The following is a 16457-nucleotide window of genomic DNA, read 5'->3' as shown; positions in this document are numbered from 1 at the left end:
CCGATGATGTCGCGCTGGATCTCGTTGGTGCCGCCGTACACGGTCGAGATTATTGCACTGCGCATGAGGTGCTCGGCGTCGAATTCCTTGGTGTAGCCGTAGCCGCCCATCATCTGCATGCCGTCGATCGTCATCGCCTTGGACACCTCGGTGGCCTTCAGCTTCACCATCGACGCCTCGCGCGGATACATCTTCGTCGGGTTGGCGTCGGCCTTGAAGGCCAAGTTGTAGACCAACAGCTTGGTGCACTCGATCTCGGTGGCGTGGTCGGCCATGCGGTGCCGCAGTGCCTGGAACGTGCCGACCGGACGGCCGAACTGCTTGCGCTCGGTGATGAACTTCAACGTGTCGTCGAAGGACCGCTGCGCCAGGCCGAGCTGCATCGCCCCGAGGATCAGCCGCTCGGTGTTCAACCCGGCCATCAACTGCCACCAGCCCTGGTTCACCTGGCCGACGACGTATTCGTCGGGGATGAAGCAGTCGGTGAAGTAGAGGTCGTTCTGCTCGCGCCCCCCCAGCGTCTCGATAGGCACGATCTTCAGGCCCGGAGTACCGGCCGGTACGTGGAACTGGGTGATGCCCTCGTGCTTCTTGTCGGTGCGCTCGGTGCGTGCGATCAGCAGGATCGACGATGCGATCGCGGCGTTGGAGATCCACGTCTTCTGGCCGTTGATGAGCCAGCCGCCATCGACCTTCTCGGCCTTGCAAGACAGGTTGGCGACGTCGGAGCCGGCCTCGGGTTCGCTCATCGCGATGGCCAGGGAGTCGCCGGCGACGACGTTGGCGAGCACCTCCTTCTTGAGCTCCTCGGAGGCGAACTTCTCGTAGGCCGCGGCGGTGATGAACGTCGGGCCGATGCCGCCGACCGGCGCCAGGCCGCGCAGCGCCTCCTCGAGGAAGATGCAAAGTTCGACGTTGCCGGCCCCGGCGCCGCCGTACTCCTCGCCGACGATGATCCCGGCCCAACCGAGCTCGGCCATCTTCCGGTAGAGCTCTTCGCTGTGCGGGCCGTCGGCGGTGTACTTCGCGCGCTGCTCGCGGGTGCCGACTTCGCGGGCGCAGAAGTCGCGGACCGCCTGGGCGAAGGATTTCTGCTCGGGGGTGAATTCAAACATCGGGGCGTGTCGCCTTTCTTCGTGGATCGTCGGAACCATTCCTATCACATATATGTGATAGGTGAAAGGGTTGATTCGATAGTCGCCTACGCTGTGGACCCATGGCAGGCACCGATGACCAGTCCCCGCACTCGGGCGAGGACTTTCTGGACGCGAACCGCAAGAACCGCGCCAAGGCGCGAGACGCCGCGGAGCGCGAGGCGGCGCGCAAGACCGCGCGCACCCCGGGCAAGGTCGAGACCCCACGACGGTCCGTCGCCGGCGCGCTGGCCGACCGCTGGGGTGCTACCCGCACGGTCGCCGTCCTCCTGGCGCTTTGTGCGGCCCTCGCCCTCGGATCGGTGGGCCTGGCGGCGTGGGCCGTCCACTCGTCGCAGGTCGCCGCGCAGACCGACCCCCAGTCGGCCCATGGGCGAGACGCCATGACTACCGCGCGCACCTACGTCGCGTCGGTCATGACGTACGACGTCAAGGACTACGCCGACCTCGACCGTCGCATCCGGGAGATCTCCACGACCGATTTCGCCGAGAAGTTCATCGAATCCTCGGCGCAGGCGCGCAAGGCCAATACGGCCGCGGGCGCATCGTCGAAGGCAACGGCACCGACCGCCGGATTCATCTCGTTGACGAAGGACCGGGCGCAGGTCCTGGTCGCCTTGGACCAGACGATCACCGCGCCGGAGATCGCCGCCGAACTGCCTGACGGACACCTGTACCAGTCCCGTGTCCAAGTCACGTTGGTGCGCGACGACGATCGGTGGCTGCTTGACGACCTCCAGGTCGTCTGACGGCCGTGGTGTGGCTCACACGTGTGCTAGAACGGGGACGTGACCGACACCGATGAACTCATCACCACTGTTGATGGCGGCGTCGCCCGCCTGACCATCAACCGCCCCGAACGCATGAACGCCCTAAGTGCGCGTATCACCGACAAGATCCGGACGACTCTGCAGGAGTGGGCCGGGCGGGATGACCTGCGGACCGTCGTCCTCACCGGCGCCGGCGGCAGCTTTTCGACCGGCGCCGATATCACCGACATCGCGGCCAACTCCGGCGGCGGTGCGAGCGCCATCTCCGAGGAGGGGGCGGCCACCATCATCTCGCGCGGCTCGGACCTCGCTCGGGCGGTGCGGGCGATCCCGGTGCCTGTAATCGCCGCGGTCGACGGCGCCGCGGTGGGCATCGGGGCGTCGATGGCCCTGGGCGCCGACCTCGTCTACGCGACGAGCCGCGCGTACTTCCTCTTCCCGTTCGTCAACATCGGGCTCATGCCCGACGGTGGGGCGAGCATGTTGATCGCCGCGTCCATCGGCCGTGCGCGGGCCAACGCGCTGTTGATGCTCGGCGAGAAGTTCCGCGCTCCTGCTGCGTTCAACGCCGGCCTGGTCACCGAGGTCCTCGACGACGAGCCGGCCTTGCAGGCCCGCGTCGAGGAGGTGGTCGCGAAACTCGCGGCGAAATCCTCGTCGGCTCTGCGCACGACCAAAGCGGCCGCCGATGCGATCACCATGGCTGCCTTCGAGCCGGCGCTTGCGCTCGAACTGGCCGGACAGACCCGACTGCTCCAGTCCGTGGAGTTCCAACAGACCTTGGCCGCATTCGCCAAACCGCAGGCCTAGTGCCAGACCGAACACTTCGAGGAGACCCAGAAAGATGAACACCGCTGCCACCCATCCGATCGGCGATCTGACCGTCGAACCGCTGCGTTCGCGTCGCAACCACTGGAACAACCAGGTGCGTCGGCATGCCTTGATGAAGGGTGACGCCCCCGCGCTGCGCTTCGGCGGCGTGGAGACGTCGTGGCGGCGACTCGACGAGCGGACCCACGCGTTCGCGGCTGCGCTGCACCGACGCGGAGTGGCGTTCGGCGACCGTGTCATGGTCCTCATGCTCAACCGTTCCGAGTACGTCGAGGTGGTGCTCGGCGCCAATCTGATCGGTGCGATCGCGGTACCGGTGAATTTCCGGATGGCGCCCGCCGAGGTCGGCTTCCTCGTCGCGGACAGCGGTGCGCGGTGGATCGTCACCGAGACGGCGCTGGCGCCGCTGGCCGCCGGTGTCGCCGCGGCTACCGGGTCGATCGACGGGATCATCACCGTGGGTGATGCGGATGCGAGCCAGCTCGCGTTCGAGGATCTGATGGCCGAGGATGCTTCGGACCTGCCCGACATCGATGTGCCGGAGGAGACCGTCGCGCTGATCATGTACACCTCGGGCACGACGGGCAAGCCCAAGGGGGCGATGCTGACCCACCAGAACATGCAGGCCCAGGCCATGACGTGCCTGGAAGCACTGAGCACCCGTCCCGACGACATTGCGTCGTGCGTTGCGCCGATGTTCCACATCGCCGCGCTGGGGGCGATGGCGCCGACTTTCTACGCGGGGGCACTCACGGTGATCCACCCCTTGGGTGCCTTCAACCCCGATGATCTGCTCGACACCCTCGAAAAGGAGGGCACCACGTCGATCTTCCTGGTGCCCGCGCAGTGGCAGGCGGTATGCGCGTCGCAGCGGGCCAAGCCGCGTGAGCTGAGACTGCGGGTCATCAGCTGGGGTGCGGCGCCGGCGTCGGACGCTGTTCTCACTGAGATGGGCGAGGTCTTCCCCGACGCGATGAATGTCGCTGTGTTCGGACAGACGGAGATGTCGCCGGTCACCTGCGTGCTGGAAGGCAGCGATGCGCTGCGCAAGATCGGATCTGTGGGGCGGGTCGTTCCGTCGGTCTCGGCGCGGATCGTCGACCCCCTTGGGCACGACGTTCCCGACGGGGAGGTCGGCGAGATCGTCTACCGCGGCCCGCAGCTCATGGCCGGCTACTGGCAGAACCCGACGGGCACCGCCGATGCCTTCGCCGGCGGTTGGTTCCATTCCGGGGACTTGGTCCGCCGCGACGAGGAGGGCTTCATCTACGTCGTCGACCGGGCCAAGGACATGATCATCTCTGGCGGGGAGAACATCTACTGCGCGGAGGTCGAGAACGCGCTGTTCAGCCACCCGCGCATCACCGAGGCGGCCATTATCGGCCGTGCCGACGCGAAGTGGGGAGAAGTCCCGGTCGCGGTGGTCGTGGTCGCCGACGGGGGAGATCTGACGGTCGAGGAGCTCGAACCCTTCCTCAACGAGCGACTCGCCCGCTACAAGCACCCCAAGGACGTTGTGATTGTCGACGAGCTGCCCCGTAACGCCGGCGGCAAGGTGGTCAAGCCCGTCCTCCGCGCCGATTTCGGCAGCAAGGACGCCGGCTTGCACAGCTGAAACGGAGCTCGCGCCGCCCCGCAGTTGAGGCAAGAACTGGAACGTGTTTCAATTTTCCCGATCGGTGACTACGCTCACAATCATCAGGGACCGGTAGTCCCAACGCACGAGTGGAACGAGGGTGGAAATGAAGACCAAGGCAGCGCTGATTCGCGAACTGAATACTCCGTGGAAGATCGAAGAGATCGAGATGGGCGATCCGAAGCCCCATGAGGTCAAGATCAAGATGCATGCCGCGGGGATGTGCCACTCCGACCACCACCTGATGACCGGCGGCATCCCCCTGGCGGGCTTCCCGGTCCTCGGTGGACACGAGGGTGCCGGCGAGATCATCGAGTTGGGTGAGGGCGTCGAGGGCCTCGAGGTCGGCGACCACGTCGTCCTGTCCTTCATCCCGTCGTGCGGCAAGTGTCCGCCGTGCCAGTCCGGCATGGCGAATCTGTGCGATCTCGGCATGTACCTCCTGCAGGGCGAGGCCATCTCCGACCACACCTTCCGGATCCAAACCCCCGATGGTGCGAACGTCTACCCGATGACCCTGCTGGGCACCTTCAGCCCGTACATGGTGGTTCACGAGGCGTCGGTGGTGAAGATCGACAAGGACATCCCGTTCGAGGTAGCGGCGCTGTGCGGCTGCGGCATTCCGACCGGCTACGGCTCGTCGACGCGAAGCGGCGACGTGCGCCCCGGTGAGGACGTCGCCATCATCGGCGTCGGGGGTGTCGGTACCGCGGCGCTGCAGGGCGCGATTATCGCAGGGGCGCGCAACGTGTTTGCCGTCGACCCGGTCGAGTGGAAGCGCGAGCAGGCGCTGAAGTTCGGTGCAACGAAGGCTTACGCCACCATCGAGGAGGCCATGGCCGATATTGCGGGCATCACCGCTGGTGGCATGTGCAAGAAGGTCATCGTCACCGTCGGCGAGGTCCACGGCAAGGACATCGACGATTGGATGAACCTCACCTCCAAGGGGGGCACCTGTGTGCTGACCGGCATGGGCAGCATGCTCGATACCGAGGTCACTTTGAACTTCTCGATGCTGACCCTGATGCAGAAGAATCTGCAGGGGACGATCTTCGGCGGCGCGAACCCGAAGCTCGACATCCCGATGCTGCTGTCGATGTACAAGGCAGGCAAGCTCAACATCGCCGACATGATTACGCGCGAGTACCGCCTCGACCAGATCAACGAGGGCTACACGGACATGCTCGAGGGGCGCAACATCCGCGGCGTCATCCGCTACACCGAAGAAGACTGGTGAGTCGCTGACGGCACGGCCGTTCCCGTCATTTCCGGGTTTGGTGCACTAAAGTCTCTGGGGAATCGCGACTTCCGTCGTGAGACCAACTCTGAAGGGTATGTGGGATGGCTGACGAAGCTAAGAAGAAGGCGAAGGCCGCCGAGCGTGAGCGCGCCTCGGCGATCGCCGAGGGCAAATGGGTGCCGGCGCCGGCGGACAAGTCTAAGGCCGTGTGGTTCCGCGTGGCCGCGATCGTCCTCTGGGTCGCCGCCATCGCGATCGAGCTCTGGGTGATCTTCAAGATCCTGCTGCCCGATGACAAAGAGGTCGTGACCTGGCAGATCCTGGTCTTCTTGGCCGCGATGGCGGTCTTGGCGATCGCGGGCAACCTTCTCTGGCGCAAGGCCAACCGTCTCGACCCCGCGTCGGAGCAGAACAAGTTCCGCTTCTTCGTCCAAAACCAGCTGGGTGCGATCATCACGGTGATCGCCTTCCTCCCGCTGATCATCCTGGTCTTCCTCGACAAGGACATGGACGGCAAGCAGAAGGGCATCATCGGCGGCATCGCGATTGCGATCGCTGCGGCGGTTTTCGCCACTGGCGTGGAGACCAACCCGGTCTCGCAGGAGCAGATCACCCGTGAGCGCAACGTCGTGCAGGCGCTGACCGGTCAGGACCAGGTCTGGTACTCCAAGAAGGGTTCCAAGTTCCACGTCTGCAAGCAGGCCGCTCTCGTCACCGGTCGGATCCAGCCGCAGAACCTCACCAGCGGCACAGTGGCCCAGGCGCATGCCGACGGGGTCGACGAACTGACCAAGCTGTGGCCCACCGAGGCGCGCAAGCACTGCGATGTTCCCGAGGATCGGATCCAGGCCGTGCTCTCGGGCGCAACGGGTCTGAACGCCGAGGAGTTGAAGAAGACCCTCAACCCCGACGAGGACGACATGGTCAAGGCCCCGGCGAGCGTGCCGGCAACGCCGAACAATGTCACCCCGCTGCCGACGAAGGCGCCCACGACGGCGCCGACCACGACGCGTCCCGCCGCGTAGCGAGTGCTGCAGGATCTGGCGCACTGGCCGGTCGACAATGTCGCCGGCGCGCTGATCGGCCCGGGCGGTGTCACCGAGACCTTCGGTGACACCGCCCGGGCTTTCGCGTTGGCATCGGTGACCAAGCCGCTGGTCGCCTCGGCGGTGCTCGTCGCTGTCGAAGAGGGCGCGGTCGAGCTGGACACCCCGGCGGGACCGCCGGGCGCGACGGTTGCGCACCTGTTGAGCCACGCCTCCGGCCTGGCCTTCGACAGCCGCGAGCAGATCGCGCCGGTGGCGTCGCAGCGCATCTATTCCTCGGCGGGGTTCGAGGTGCTCGCCGAAACCGTCGAGCAGGCGACGGGCATCGCCTTCCCCGACTACCTGACCGCAGCGGTCGCCGAACCACTGGGCATGTCGACGACGACGCTTGACGGACCGGCCGGACACGGCGCGACGTCGTGCGTCGACGACCTGGCCCGCTACGCCCATGACCTGTTGCGCCCGCGCCTGGTTGCGCCGGAGACTGCCCGCAGTGCACGGTCGGTGTGGTTTCCCGGGCTCGACGGCTTCGTTCCCGGCTACGGGCGTCACCGGCCCTGTGACTGGGGTCTGGGGTTCGAGATCCGCGGACACAAGTCGCCGCACTGGACGGCGCCGAGCGCCTCCCCGGAGACGTTCGGCCACTTCGGGCAGTCGGGGACCTTCCTATGGATCGACCCGGTGGCACAGAACGCCTGCGTCGTCCTCACCGACCGTGCCTTCGGTGCGTGGGCCAAACCGCTGTGGAGCGATTTCAACGAGGACCTTTATCCAAACCCGCATGGATAGGCACCGAAACCCCAGACCCGCGCGGTAGTTTGAATCGGCGGCCGGGTGGACCCGGCCCCTTTCTTGACAATGATTCCGCAACGACGAAAGAGTTTCCGTGGCCCGCTATGAGTTTCCAACCACCGCAGAGCTTCTCGAGATGGGAGAGCCGCGCGAGAATGCGGTGACCGTCTACCTGCCGGCGACAGCTGGCGATTTCGAGCTGGCGAGGACCACGGTCAAGAGCTCAATGGACGAGGTCATCCGCACGCTGCGCGATCGCGGGGCGAGTCACGGGCTCCAAGAGGCCTTTGCGGCCCGGACTGCGGAGATCCTCGCCGATGAGTGCTGGCACAAGCTGTCGCGGTCGCTGGCGATCTTCACCACCGACGAGACGGCCGAGGTCTTTGTGCTTCCGAACAATCTGGAGCACCAGATCCAGGTGAGCCGCTACTTCGACCTGGGCCAGTTCTTGCGCGCAGTAGCGACCCCGCAGGACGCCTACGCGCTGTCGCTCTCGGGCAAGGAGTGGAATCTCTGGCGCGCCAGTGGCACCACCCGGGCCCACGAGATCGCCGTCGACCATGAGGGCCACAACAGCGTCACCCATCGCGAGGAGGCCAACGCCGACATCCTCGACGTGTACGCGAAGGACATCGCCGGGATCGTCGAGCGCGAACTCAACAACGAGGATCCCACCGGTCTGCAGCCCCTTTTCCTGTTCGCCACCGACCCGCTGGAGGGGATCTTCCGCAAGATCGGCGTTGGCCCCCGGACGATCGTGCGGGTGCCCGGCGGATCCGACGACCTGACGGTCGACGGGGTCGACGGTGCGATTCGTGCGGGCCTGGAGGAGATCAACGCGCAGCGGGCTGGTGAGACGGTCGACACGCTCGCCGACGGAATCAGCAAGGGCCTGGTCGCCACCGACCTCGTCGATATTGCGCGGGCCGCCGTCGGCGGTGCCGTCGACACCCTGGTCTACGACTTCACCATCGACATCCTGGGCCGCCTCGACAGTGCGACCGGTGCGGTGGAGTACTTCGACGACGGGTACGACCTGTTGTCGCGGATCGCGGTCACAGTGCTCGCCAATGGGGGAGCGGTGATTCCTGTTCGGGCTGCGGATATCGACTCCGACATCTGGAACGGTACGGCCGTCGCACGGCTGCGCTTCCCGTTGTCGCAGTAGGCCGTGGGTTAACCTCGCCTCATGCGTGAACTGACAGCAGACGACCTCGGCCTTCTGCTGTCAGTTTTCGCGGTTCTGCTGCTGGCCTTCGCCACCAATTTCCATTTCTCGCGCAAAGAGGTGCGCCGGCACCGCCGTGCGGCCATCGTCTTCGTCGGCCTCAGCTTCCTGGGGGAGGGTGCGACGGTGATCGCGCTGCTGCTCACGTGGGTCGCGCTGTGGAGTCCGAAGGCGTGGGACCGGATTGACAATGCGCTCGTCTTCATCCCCGGCACGATCGCCATCTGCTGTGCGGTGCTCTTGACATTCGAGTCCGTGTGGGCGCGGGCCCAGCGGATTGCCGAGATCGGCATCGAGAAACACGCGTCACACCAGGATCAAAAAGAACTAGCGCAACACACGTCGCATGAGGCACAATAGTCAACAGAGATGTGATATCGAGCTAGTGAGGATCAGCGCCGCCGGGCGCGACGAGGTGTGTTGGGGAAGACGTTCCTCGTCGAACCGGAGGTGATCAACGTGCGCAACTTGGCGCAGATCGCGGAGTACGCGACGGGCGTGGTGTACATCCATGCCGCTCCCGTGGCGTTGTGCCCACATGTCGAGTGGGCGTTGTCGTCGACCCTGAATGTGCGCGCCCAGCTGAAGTGGTCGCCGCAGGATGCCGAGCCCGGCATGCAGCGGGCCACGGCCGACTGGGTGGGGCCGGCGGGTACCGCCGCCCGTCTGGTCACGGCGTTGCGCGAGTGGTCGTCGCTGCGGTTCGAGGTGACCGAGGATCCCGGCGAGGGAGTTGACGGCCTCCGCTTCAGCTACGTACCCGGCTTGGGGCTGTGGCACGGGTCGACCGCAGCCAACGGCGACGTGATCTTGGGGGAGATGCAGATCCGCGCTCTCATGGACGCCCAACCCGACGGTCGTGGCCTCGCGGGCGAGTTGAACGCTGCGCTGGGCACAGCTTGGGACAACGAGCTGGAGAACTACCGACTCGGCTCGGTGGGCGCAGAAGCCACGTGGTTGGCCCAACGGGTGGGGTGAACACCGCACACGTTGGATGACACGAGCCCCGCCCGGTGCGACCGGAGCGGGGCTCGTTGTTTCTGCAGCTCGTCGTGCGGGGCGACGACTACAGCGGGATGTTCTTGTGCCGTCCCCGGCGTGCGGGCGCGGCGGCGATGGCGGCGGCCAGGCGGCTGCGGGTGGTCGCCGGATCAATGATCTCGTCGACGACGCCGATCGACTGGGCGCGGCCCACACCACCGGCAATCGCTTCGTGCTCGGCGGCCAGACGGTCGTGCAGGTCCTCGCGCTCATCGTCGGGCGCAGCCGCGAGCGCCTTCTTGTGGAGGATGCCGACGGCGGCCTTGGCGCCCATCACGGCGACCTCCGACCCCGGCCAGGCGAACACGGCGGTGGCGCCGAGGGCGCGGGAGTTCATTGCGATGTAGGCGCCGCCGTAGATCTTGCGCGTCACCAGGGTCACCCGCGGGACACTGCACTCGGCGAACGCGTGGAGCAGCTTTGCGCCGCGGCGCACGACCCCCTCCCATTCCTGGCCGACGCCGGGCAGGTAGCCGGGAACGTCGGTGAGGACGACGAGCGGGATGCCGAACGCATCGCAGAGGCGGACGAACCGCGAGGCCTTCTCAGCGCTCAGCGAGTTCAGGCAGCCGCCCATGCGCAGCGGATTGTTGGCAATGACGCCGACGCTGCGGCCGGCGAGTCGGCCGAAGCCGACGACGATGTTGGGTGCCCACTTAGCCTGGAACTCCTCGAACGAGGAGATCTCGTTTCCGTCGATGTCGTACTCGGTGTCGAGTAACTGGCGCACGATCGGGTGGACGTCGTAGGCGCGCCGGTTGGACTCGGGGAGCAGTGCGCGCAGGTCGGTGTCACCGGCGACGGCCTTGGCCTGGTCGACTTCGCCCTGCTTGGCGAATGTGGCGACGAGCCGGCGGGCGCGCCACAGCGCGTCGGATTCGGAATCGGCGGTGATGTGGCAGACACCGGACTTCTTGCCGTGCGTATGCGGGCCGCCGAGCGATTCCATGTCGACGTCTTCGCCGGTGACGCTGCGAACGACGTCGGGCCCGGTGACGAAGACCCGGCCCTCCGGCGCCATGATGACGACATCGGTGAGAGCAGGGCCGTAGGCGGCGCCGCCGGCCGCAAAGCCGACGACGACTGAGATCTGGGGGATGTAGCCCGACGCGCGGACCATGGCCTCGAAGATCAGGCCGACGGCGTGCAGGGCCTCGACGCCCTCGGCGAGCCGGGCGCCACCGGAATGCCAGATGCCGACGACCGGTGCCTGCTCGGCGATCGCGGTGTCGATGGCGTCGACGATGTGGGCACAACCAACCACTCCCATGGCACCGCCCATCACGGTGCCATCGGTGCAGTAGGCCACGGTGGTAACACCGTTGACCGATCCGACGGCGGTCTGCACCCCAGAGCGGTCCCTGGGGTGCAGGAGCCGCATCGTGCCCTCGTCGAAGAAGTTGGTCAAGCGAAGCAGCGGGTCACGTGGATCCGCTGATCCTTCATGGCTGGTGATGGGAGCCAGGGTGGTCATCGCTTCCTCCTTGCGTCGTGGCAGTCGGGTCGAGTCACTGCAGTCGGAGTGGCTGGTTGTGCGTCACATTCGGTTAGTAGCGTCCAATCGCGATGGCCACGTTGTGGCCGCCGAAACCGAACGAGTTGTTGAGTGCGTATTCGTAGTTGCCTTCGCGGGGTTTGCCCGCGACGACGTCGATGTCACCGCACTCGGGATCGAGATTGTCCAGGTTGAGGGTCGGCGGGATAACGCCTTCCTCAACCGCCTTCATCGTCAGCACCGACTCGAGGGCGCCCACGGCACCGATCGAGTGGCCCAGCGCCGACTTCGGGGCGTAGATCGCCGCATGGTTACCGACCGCCGACAGGATGCCGACCGCCTCGGCGGTGTCGCCGATGGGGGTGGACGTCGCGTGGGCGTTGACGTGGCTGATGTCCTTGGGTGTCAGCCCGGCGGTCTGGATTGCGCGGGCCATGGCCCGCGAATTGCCCTGACCGGTGGGGTCGGGGGCAACCAGGTGGAATCCGTCGGAGGTGATGCCGGCACCGAGGACGCGGGCGTGGATGTGCGCGCCGCGCGCCTTCGCATGCTCCTCGCGCTCGAGGATCAGCATCGCGGCTGCCTCGCCGAAGACGAAGCCGTCGCGATCCTTGTCGAACGGGCGCGAAGCGGCCTGCGGATCGTCGTTGCGCGTGCTCATGGCCCGCATCATGCTGAACGCCGCGATCGGGATCGCGTCGATGTAGCCCTCCACGCCGCCGCAGACGACCATGTCTGCGTCGCCCAAGACGATGTGGCGCCAAGCGTGTGCAATCGCCTCGGCACCCGACGAGCACGCCGAGACCGGGGTGATCACACCGGCGCGCGCACCGACGTTCAGGCCGACGATGCCGGCCGGACCGTTGGGCATCGACATCTGGACGGCGAGGGGCGAGACCTTGCGGTAGTTGCCCGACTCCTCCATCGCGTGCCAGTTGTCGATCATGGCGTCACCGCCACCCTGCCCGATACCGAGCACGACGGCGAGCCGCTCCGGATCGACCTCGGGCTCGCCGGCCTGCGCCCAGAGGCGCTTGCTCATGACGTGGGCGACCCGCTCGACATAGGCCATGCGGCGCGCTTCCACGCGCGTGACCTCGTCGGCCGGGTCTTCGAGCAGCTTGCCGCCGATCCGGCAGGGGAGCTCGCCGTACTTGGTGACGAATTCACCAGTGAGCTCCCGGATGCCGGACTGGCCGTCGAGCAGGCCCTTCCACGTCGAATCGAGATCGACGCCGAGCGAGGTGGTGGCGGCCATGGACGTCACCACCACGCTGGGAAAGTTACCTCCCAGCGTGGAGTACTCGCGGAGCGACGCGGTCACGCGTCCTTGCCCTCGGCGACGCTCGCGGCGATGGCTGCAGCAGCCTCGGGGTTCTCTTCCTCGAGCTTCTGGATGTAGGAGACGGCGTCACCCACGGTGCGCAGGCCGGCGAGGTCCTCGTCGGGCACCTTCACGCCGTACTTGTCCTCGATCTGGACGGCGATCTCGACCAGCGACAGCGAGTCGATGTCCAGGTCGTCGACGAAGGACTTCTCGATCGTCACCTCGGACGGGTCGATCCCGGTCACTTCCTCGATGATCTCGGCGATACCGGCGATGAGTTCTTCCTGAGTGGCAGCCACGATGTGGTTCCCTTCTATCTACGTCGTTGTCGTTGTTCTACCGGAGGCAGCCATGGTGGCTGCTTGGACACTCGTGGGAGTTCCGGTTATCCAAGTTCTCTGAGGTCGGCCAGGTTGTGCGGCTTATCCAGGCCCACGTTGGGCGTGCCCTTGAGTTCGCGCTTGGCGATGCCGACGAGGGTGCCCGCGGGCGGCAGTTCGGCGATCGCCGTGACACCGGCATCGCGCATCGTGACCGAGCACAGGTCCCAACGGACCGGCCGGGTCACCTGCGCGACCAGTTTGGCCAGAGCATCGGCCCCGTCGGTCACCGGCTTGCCGTCGTAGTTCGACAGCAGGGTGAAGGTGGGGTCGGACGGGGTGATCTGGGCGGCGGCCTGGGCGACCGCCTCCTGGGCGGGTTCCATGAACGAGGTGTGGAAGGCGCCAGCGACGGGGATCTTGCGCACGCGGGCCTTCTCTGGCGGGTTGGCAACAAGTTCGTCGATGGCTTCGACCTTGCCCGCGGCCACGATCTGCCCGACGGCGTTGCGGTTGGCCGGCACGAGCTCGAGTTCGGCAAGCCGGGCGAGGACCTCGTCCTCATTGCCGCCGAGGACCGCAGCCATTGTCGTCGGCTCCAAGGCACAGGCCCGGGCCATCTCGCCGCCGCGGATCGCGGCGAGGGTGACTGCCTCGTCGGGGGTGATCACACCGGCGATGGCCGCAGCTGCGAGTTCGCCGACGGAGTGCCCGGCGACGATGGTGTCGGCGGGGAGGTCGTACTGCTTGACCAGCTCGTCGTACGCGAGGAGTGCGGAGGCCACGACCAACGGCTGGGTGTTCGCCGTATCGGTGATCTCCTCGACCTCCGCGGTGGTCCCGAGGCGCTCGAGGTCCAGTCCGGTCAGCTTGGACCAGGTCGCGAGCTGATCGCGCGCACCGGGCAGCTCGAGCCAGTCGGCGAGCATTCCAGGCTTTTGTGAGCCCTGTCCGGGCGCGAGCAATGTAAGCACCTTGTTAGGGAACACCCTGAGCAGGGCGTTTGACGGTGTCGGTGCGAATGAACCTTTACAGTTCAATTTGTAGGATTCCTACAAAGGCACCCCGCGCCGTGCCGCGTCTGAGGCGGTCTCGTTATCTGTTACCGAATCGAGTCCAAACCGGCTCAACCTGGGAGAACACTAAGAGTGGCATGTCACGCGTGTTACTGATGTGACAGATGATCACGTTTTGTTTCGGTAGTGAGTCAATCTGCCCACGGTCGTGGCGACCCTCAGAACGTAGGCATCTCGAGGGTTAGTTGGGTCACGTCCGGTGATTTCGGTGATTCGTTTTAGTCGATATCGGACAGTATTCGGGTGGACGAACAGTGTCCGTGCGCAGGATTCGACGGACCCCCCGGCGTCCAGGTAGGCCTCGAGCGTCGCGGTGAGGACCGCTCCGGCATCGCTCAATGGCTTGGTGAGCGTCGCGGTCAAGGTCGCCGCGGCCGTCGGATCGCCGGCCAGGGCGCGTTCGGGCAGGAGTTCCAGGCTGTGGACTGGCCGGGGAGCCCCGGGCCAGCCGACCACGGCCTCCATGCCCGCCATGGCCTCGGCCGCACTGGCATGCGCGCTCTCCAGGTCGGGCATCGTCGGCCCGATCACGACCGGGCCGGCGGCGAAGTTGTCCAGCAGCTCGGCCAGGAACGGTTCGGTGACCGAGATCTTCCCGCTGACGATCGCGACCAGCATCGAGCCCTGGACCACCGAGAGCGCGGCCCGGTCGTGGGCCACGGCGGTGTTGTGGATCGTCAACGGCACCGACACGTTTTGTTCGGGCGGCGGGGTCCCGACGATCACCGTCGCCATCGCCTCGGAATCCCAGTTCAGCGCCGCGGCCCGCGACATCAGTTGGGGACTGGTGTCACCGCGGACCACCCCGTCGACGACTAGCGCCTCAAGACGGGAGTCCCACGCGCCGCGGGACTCGGCCGCCGACGCGTAGATGGTCGCGGCCGCGAAGCCGATCTCGCGGCCGTAGCGCAATACCGCCTCGGTGAGTGCCCGTAGCTGTTCGTCGTTGCGGGCGAGCAGTGGCAACCACTTCTCGAAAAACTCCATCGCCGCGCGGACCATCTCGACGGTCTGCAGCAGCGAGATGCGTCGGGCCAGATCCTGCGGCACCACCTGGAAGGCCGCCACCGTGAAATTGACGTTGCCCTCGGGGTCCTGGATCCATTCGGCGAAATTGACGACTGCGCTCTGGACCACCAATTGCACCGACGCGCGTTGGGCAGCGTCGAGCTCGGCGAAGTACGGCAACTGCTCGGACATGGCGTGGACGGCCTCGGTCGCCAGTCGGCCGCTGTACTGCTTGACCCGGCGCAGCAACGTGTCGGGCAGGGCATCGTGCACGTTGGCCGGAGCCGGGACGTGTGCACCGCGCTCGCCGAACACGTCTCCGATCGCATCCATGGGGACAGTCTATGGGTGGATCAGTTACGCCACGCCGGGGTCGCTCGTCTGCTCCGGTGCCGCGTTCACGTCGTCGATCCGGTATTGCTGTGCGGCCTGTGCGGCGACCGACCGGTCGACCTTGCCGTCGCGCGACAGCGCGAGCAGTGCGCCCACGACGATCGACTCGGCGTCGATGTTGAAGACGCGCCGGGCCGCCGGGCGGGTGTCGGAGAAGCCGAAACCGTCGGTGCCCAGGGTGAGGTATGTACCGGGGACGTAGGCCCGGATCTGCTCCTGCACGCCCCGCTGGAAGTCGCTCACCGCGACGGTGGCATCGGAATTGAGGACCGACGCCACAAACGGCACCTCCTCGGGGGAACCGGGTGAGAGCAGGGCGGCGCGGTCGGCGCGAATCCCGTCGCGCGCCAGTTCCGACCACGAGGTCACCGAGTACACCGTCGCCGCGACGCCCCAGTCTGCGGCAAGCATCTCCTGCGCGCGCAAGGCATCGGGCATCATCACGCCCGACACCAGGATGTTGGCCGTCGGCGCGCCGGCCAGCTCGGGCGCGGGGGAGTAGCGGTAGATCCCGCGCAATAGGGCGTCGACGTCGAGGTCGTCGGGTGCTGCGGGTTGGTGGAACGGCTCGTTGTAGACCGTGATGTAGAAGAAGACGTTCTCCGAGCCCTCCCCGTACATCCGCGCTAATCCGCTGTCGACGATGTGGGCCAGCTCGTAGGCGAACGCCGGGTCGTAGATCACGGCAGCCGGGTTGCTGGACGCCAGGAGCGGTGAATGGCCGTCGGCGTGCTGCAGCCCCTCGCCGGTCAGTGTGGTCCGCCCGGCAGTCGCGCCGATAACGAAACCGCGGGTCATCTGGTCGGCTGCGGCCCAAAAGCTGTCACCGGTCCGCTGGAACCCGAACATCGAATAGAAGATGTAGAGCGGGATCATCGGCTCGTCGTGCGTCGAATACGCCGTCCCTACGGCGGTGAAGGTGGCCGTCGACCCGGCTTCGTTGATGCCTTCGTGCAGGATCTGGCCGGCCTGGCTCTCCTTGTAGGCGAGCATGAGCTCCGCGTCGACCGCGGTGTAGAGCTGCCCGTGGCGGTTGTAGATCTTCAGCGACGGGAACCACGAGTCCATGCCGAACGTGCGCGCCTCGTCGGGGATGATCG

The 16457-nt window shown here is 66.4% G+C and carries 16 protein-coding genes; 9 read left to right on the top strand and 7 right to left on the bottom strand.

The window, feature by feature from the left end:
* The coding region (locus B4L26_RS13105; protein ID WP_290719325.1) for an acyl-CoA dehydrogenase family protein at window positions 1-1115 on the bottom strand (1115 nt) is incomplete at its 3' end.
* Between the two features lie 101 nt (window positions 1116-1216).
* Here B4L26_RS13105 and B4L26_RS13100 point away from each other — a divergent pair.
* The 9 genes from B4L26_RS13100 (at window position 1217) to B4L26_RS13060 (ending at window position 9675) form a co-directional block, all read left to right on the top strand.
* A complete protein-coding gene (locus B4L26_RS13100; RefSeq protein WP_290719324.1) occupies window positions 1217-1903 on the top strand; it encodes a hypothetical protein in 687 nt (228 codons plus the stop codon).
* Between the two features lie 39 nt (window positions 1904-1942).
* Window positions 1943-2734: an enoyl-CoA hydratase-related protein gene (locus B4L26_RS13095; RefSeq protein ID WP_290719323.1), complete on the top strand. Its 792-nt coding sequence runs from the start codon at window positions 1943-1945 to the stop codon at window positions 2732-2734.
* Window positions 2735-2768: 34 nt separating this feature from the next.
* A complete protein-coding gene (gene fadD5 / locus B4L26_RS13090) occupies window positions 2769-4370 on the top strand; it encodes a fatty-acid--CoA ligase FadD5 (protein WP_290719322.1) in 1602 nt (533 codons plus the stop codon).
* Window positions 4371-4497: 127 nt separating this feature from the next.
* A complete protein-coding gene (locus B4L26_RS13085; RefSeq protein WP_290719321.1) occupies window positions 4498-5628 on the top strand; it encodes an NDMA-dependent alcohol dehydrogenase in 1131 nt (376 codons plus the stop codon).
* Window positions 5629-5732: 104 nt separating this feature from the next.
* Window positions 5733-6656 (top strand): hypothetical protein, encoded by a 924-nt coding sequence (locus tag B4L26_RS13080; RefSeq protein WP_290719320.1) that lies wholly within the window; start codon window positions 5733-5735, stop codon window positions 6654-6656.
* Between the two features lie 3 nt (window positions 6657-6659).
* Window positions 6660-7466: a serine hydrolase domain-containing protein gene (locus tag B4L26_RS13075; protein WP_290719319.1), complete on the top strand. Its 807-nt coding sequence runs from the start codon at window positions 6660-6662 to the stop codon at window positions 7464-7466.
* Window positions 7467-7605: 139 nt separating this feature from the next.
* Window positions 7606-8637 carry a hypothetical protein gene (locus tag B4L26_RS13070; RefSeq protein ID WP_290719318.1) on the top strand — a complete coding sequence of 344 codons (1032 nt, stop codon included), beginning with the start codon at window positions 7606-7608 and terminating at the stop codon, window positions 8635-8637.
* Between the two features lie 21 nt (window positions 8638-8658).
* Complete coding sequence (locus B4L26_RS13065) at window positions 8659-9057, top strand: hypothetical protein (protein WP_290719317.1); 399 nt, start codon at window positions 8659-8661, stop codon at window positions 9055-9057.
* Window positions 9058-9156: 99 nt separating this feature from the next.
* A complete protein-coding gene (locus B4L26_RS13060; protein WP_290719327.1) occupies window positions 9157-9675 on the top strand; it encodes a DUF3145 domain-containing protein in 519 nt (172 codons plus the stop codon).
* Between the two features lie 88 nt (window positions 9676-9763).
* Here B4L26_RS13060 and B4L26_RS13055 read toward each other — a convergent pair whose 3' ends face one another.
* From B4L26_RS13055 to B4L26_RS13030, 6 genes are all read right to left on the bottom strand, one after another.
* Window positions 9764-11212 carry an acyl-CoA carboxylase subunit beta gene (locus B4L26_RS13055; protein WP_290719316.1) on the bottom strand — a complete coding sequence of 483 codons (1449 nt, stop codon included), beginning with the start codon at window positions 11210-11212 and terminating at the stop codon, window positions 9764-9766.
* A 73-nt stretch (window positions 11213-11285) separates the two neighbouring features.
* Window positions 11286-12557, bottom strand: coding sequence for a KasA/KasB family beta-ketoacyl-ACP synthase (locus B4L26_RS13050; protein WP_290719315.1), 1272 nt, complete (start codon window positions 12555-12557; stop codon window positions 11286-11288).
* On the bottom strand, window positions 12554-12859 hold the full coding sequence (gene acpM, locus B4L26_RS13045; RefSeq protein ID WP_290719314.1) for a meromycolate extension acyl carrier protein AcpM: 306 nt from the start codon (window positions 12857-12859) through the stop codon (window positions 12554-12556). The genes B4L26_RS13050 and acpM overlap by 4 nt, the downstream gene beginning before the upstream one ends.
* Before the next feature lie 86 nt (window positions 12860-12945).
* Complete coding sequence (locus B4L26_RS13040; RefSeq protein ID WP_290719326.1) at window positions 12946-13854, bottom strand: ACP S-malonyltransferase; 909 nt, start codon at window positions 13852-13854, stop codon at window positions 12946-12948.
* 210 nt (window positions 13855-14064) lie between these two features.
* A complete protein-coding gene (locus tag B4L26_RS13035; RefSeq protein WP_290719312.1) occupies window positions 14065-15297 on the bottom strand; it encodes a PucR family transcriptional regulator in 1233 nt (410 codons plus the stop codon).
* Window positions 15298-15321: 24 nt separating this feature from the next.
* A partial coding sequence (locus B4L26_RS13030; RefSeq protein ID WP_414651920.1) for a transketolase-like TK C-terminal-containing protein occupies window positions 15322-16457 on the bottom strand: 1136 nt, incomplete at its 5' end.

Origin of the sequence: Gordonia sp. UBA7599 (assembly GCA_002477755.1) — a bacterium.
GTDB lineage: Bacteria > Actinomycetota > Actinomycetes > Mycobacteriales > Mycobacteriaceae > Gordonia.
The sequence above is the reverse complement of the archived record's forward strand: the minus strand, read 5'-3'. Positions and strand labels throughout refer to the sequence as shown.

Coding starts and splice junctions, on each gene's coding strand:
- B4L26_RS13100 (WP_290719324.1), top strand. CDS start 1,217: ATGGCAGGCACCGATGACCAGTCCCCGCACTCGGGCGAGGACTTTCTG.
- B4L26_RS13055 (WP_290719316.1), bottom strand. CDS start 11,212: ATGACCACCCTGGCTCCCATCACCAGCCATGAAGGATCAGCGGATCCA.
- fadD5 (WP_290719322.1), top strand. CDS start 2,769: ATGAACACCGCTGCCACCCATCCGATCGGCGATCTGACCGTCGAACCG.
- B4L26_RS13065 (WP_290719317.1), top strand. CDS start 8,659: ATGCGTGAACTGACAGCAGACGACCTCGGCCTTCTGCTGTCAGTTTTC.
- B4L26_RS13080 (WP_290719320.1), top strand. CDS start 5,733: ATGGCTGACGAAGCTAAGAAGAAGGCGAAGGCCGCCGAGCGTGAGCGC.
- B4L26_RS13035 (WP_290719312.1), bottom strand. CDS start 15,297: ATGGATGCGATCGGAGACGTGTTCGGCGAGCGCGGTGCACACGTCCCG.
- B4L26_RS13070 (WP_290719318.1), top strand. CDS start 7,606: ATGGGAGAGCCGCGCGAGAATGCGGTGACCGTCTACCTGCCGGCGACA.
- B4L26_RS13085 (WP_290719321.1), top strand. CDS start 4,498: ATGAAGACCAAGGCAGCGCTGATTCGCGAACTGAATACTCCGTGGAAG.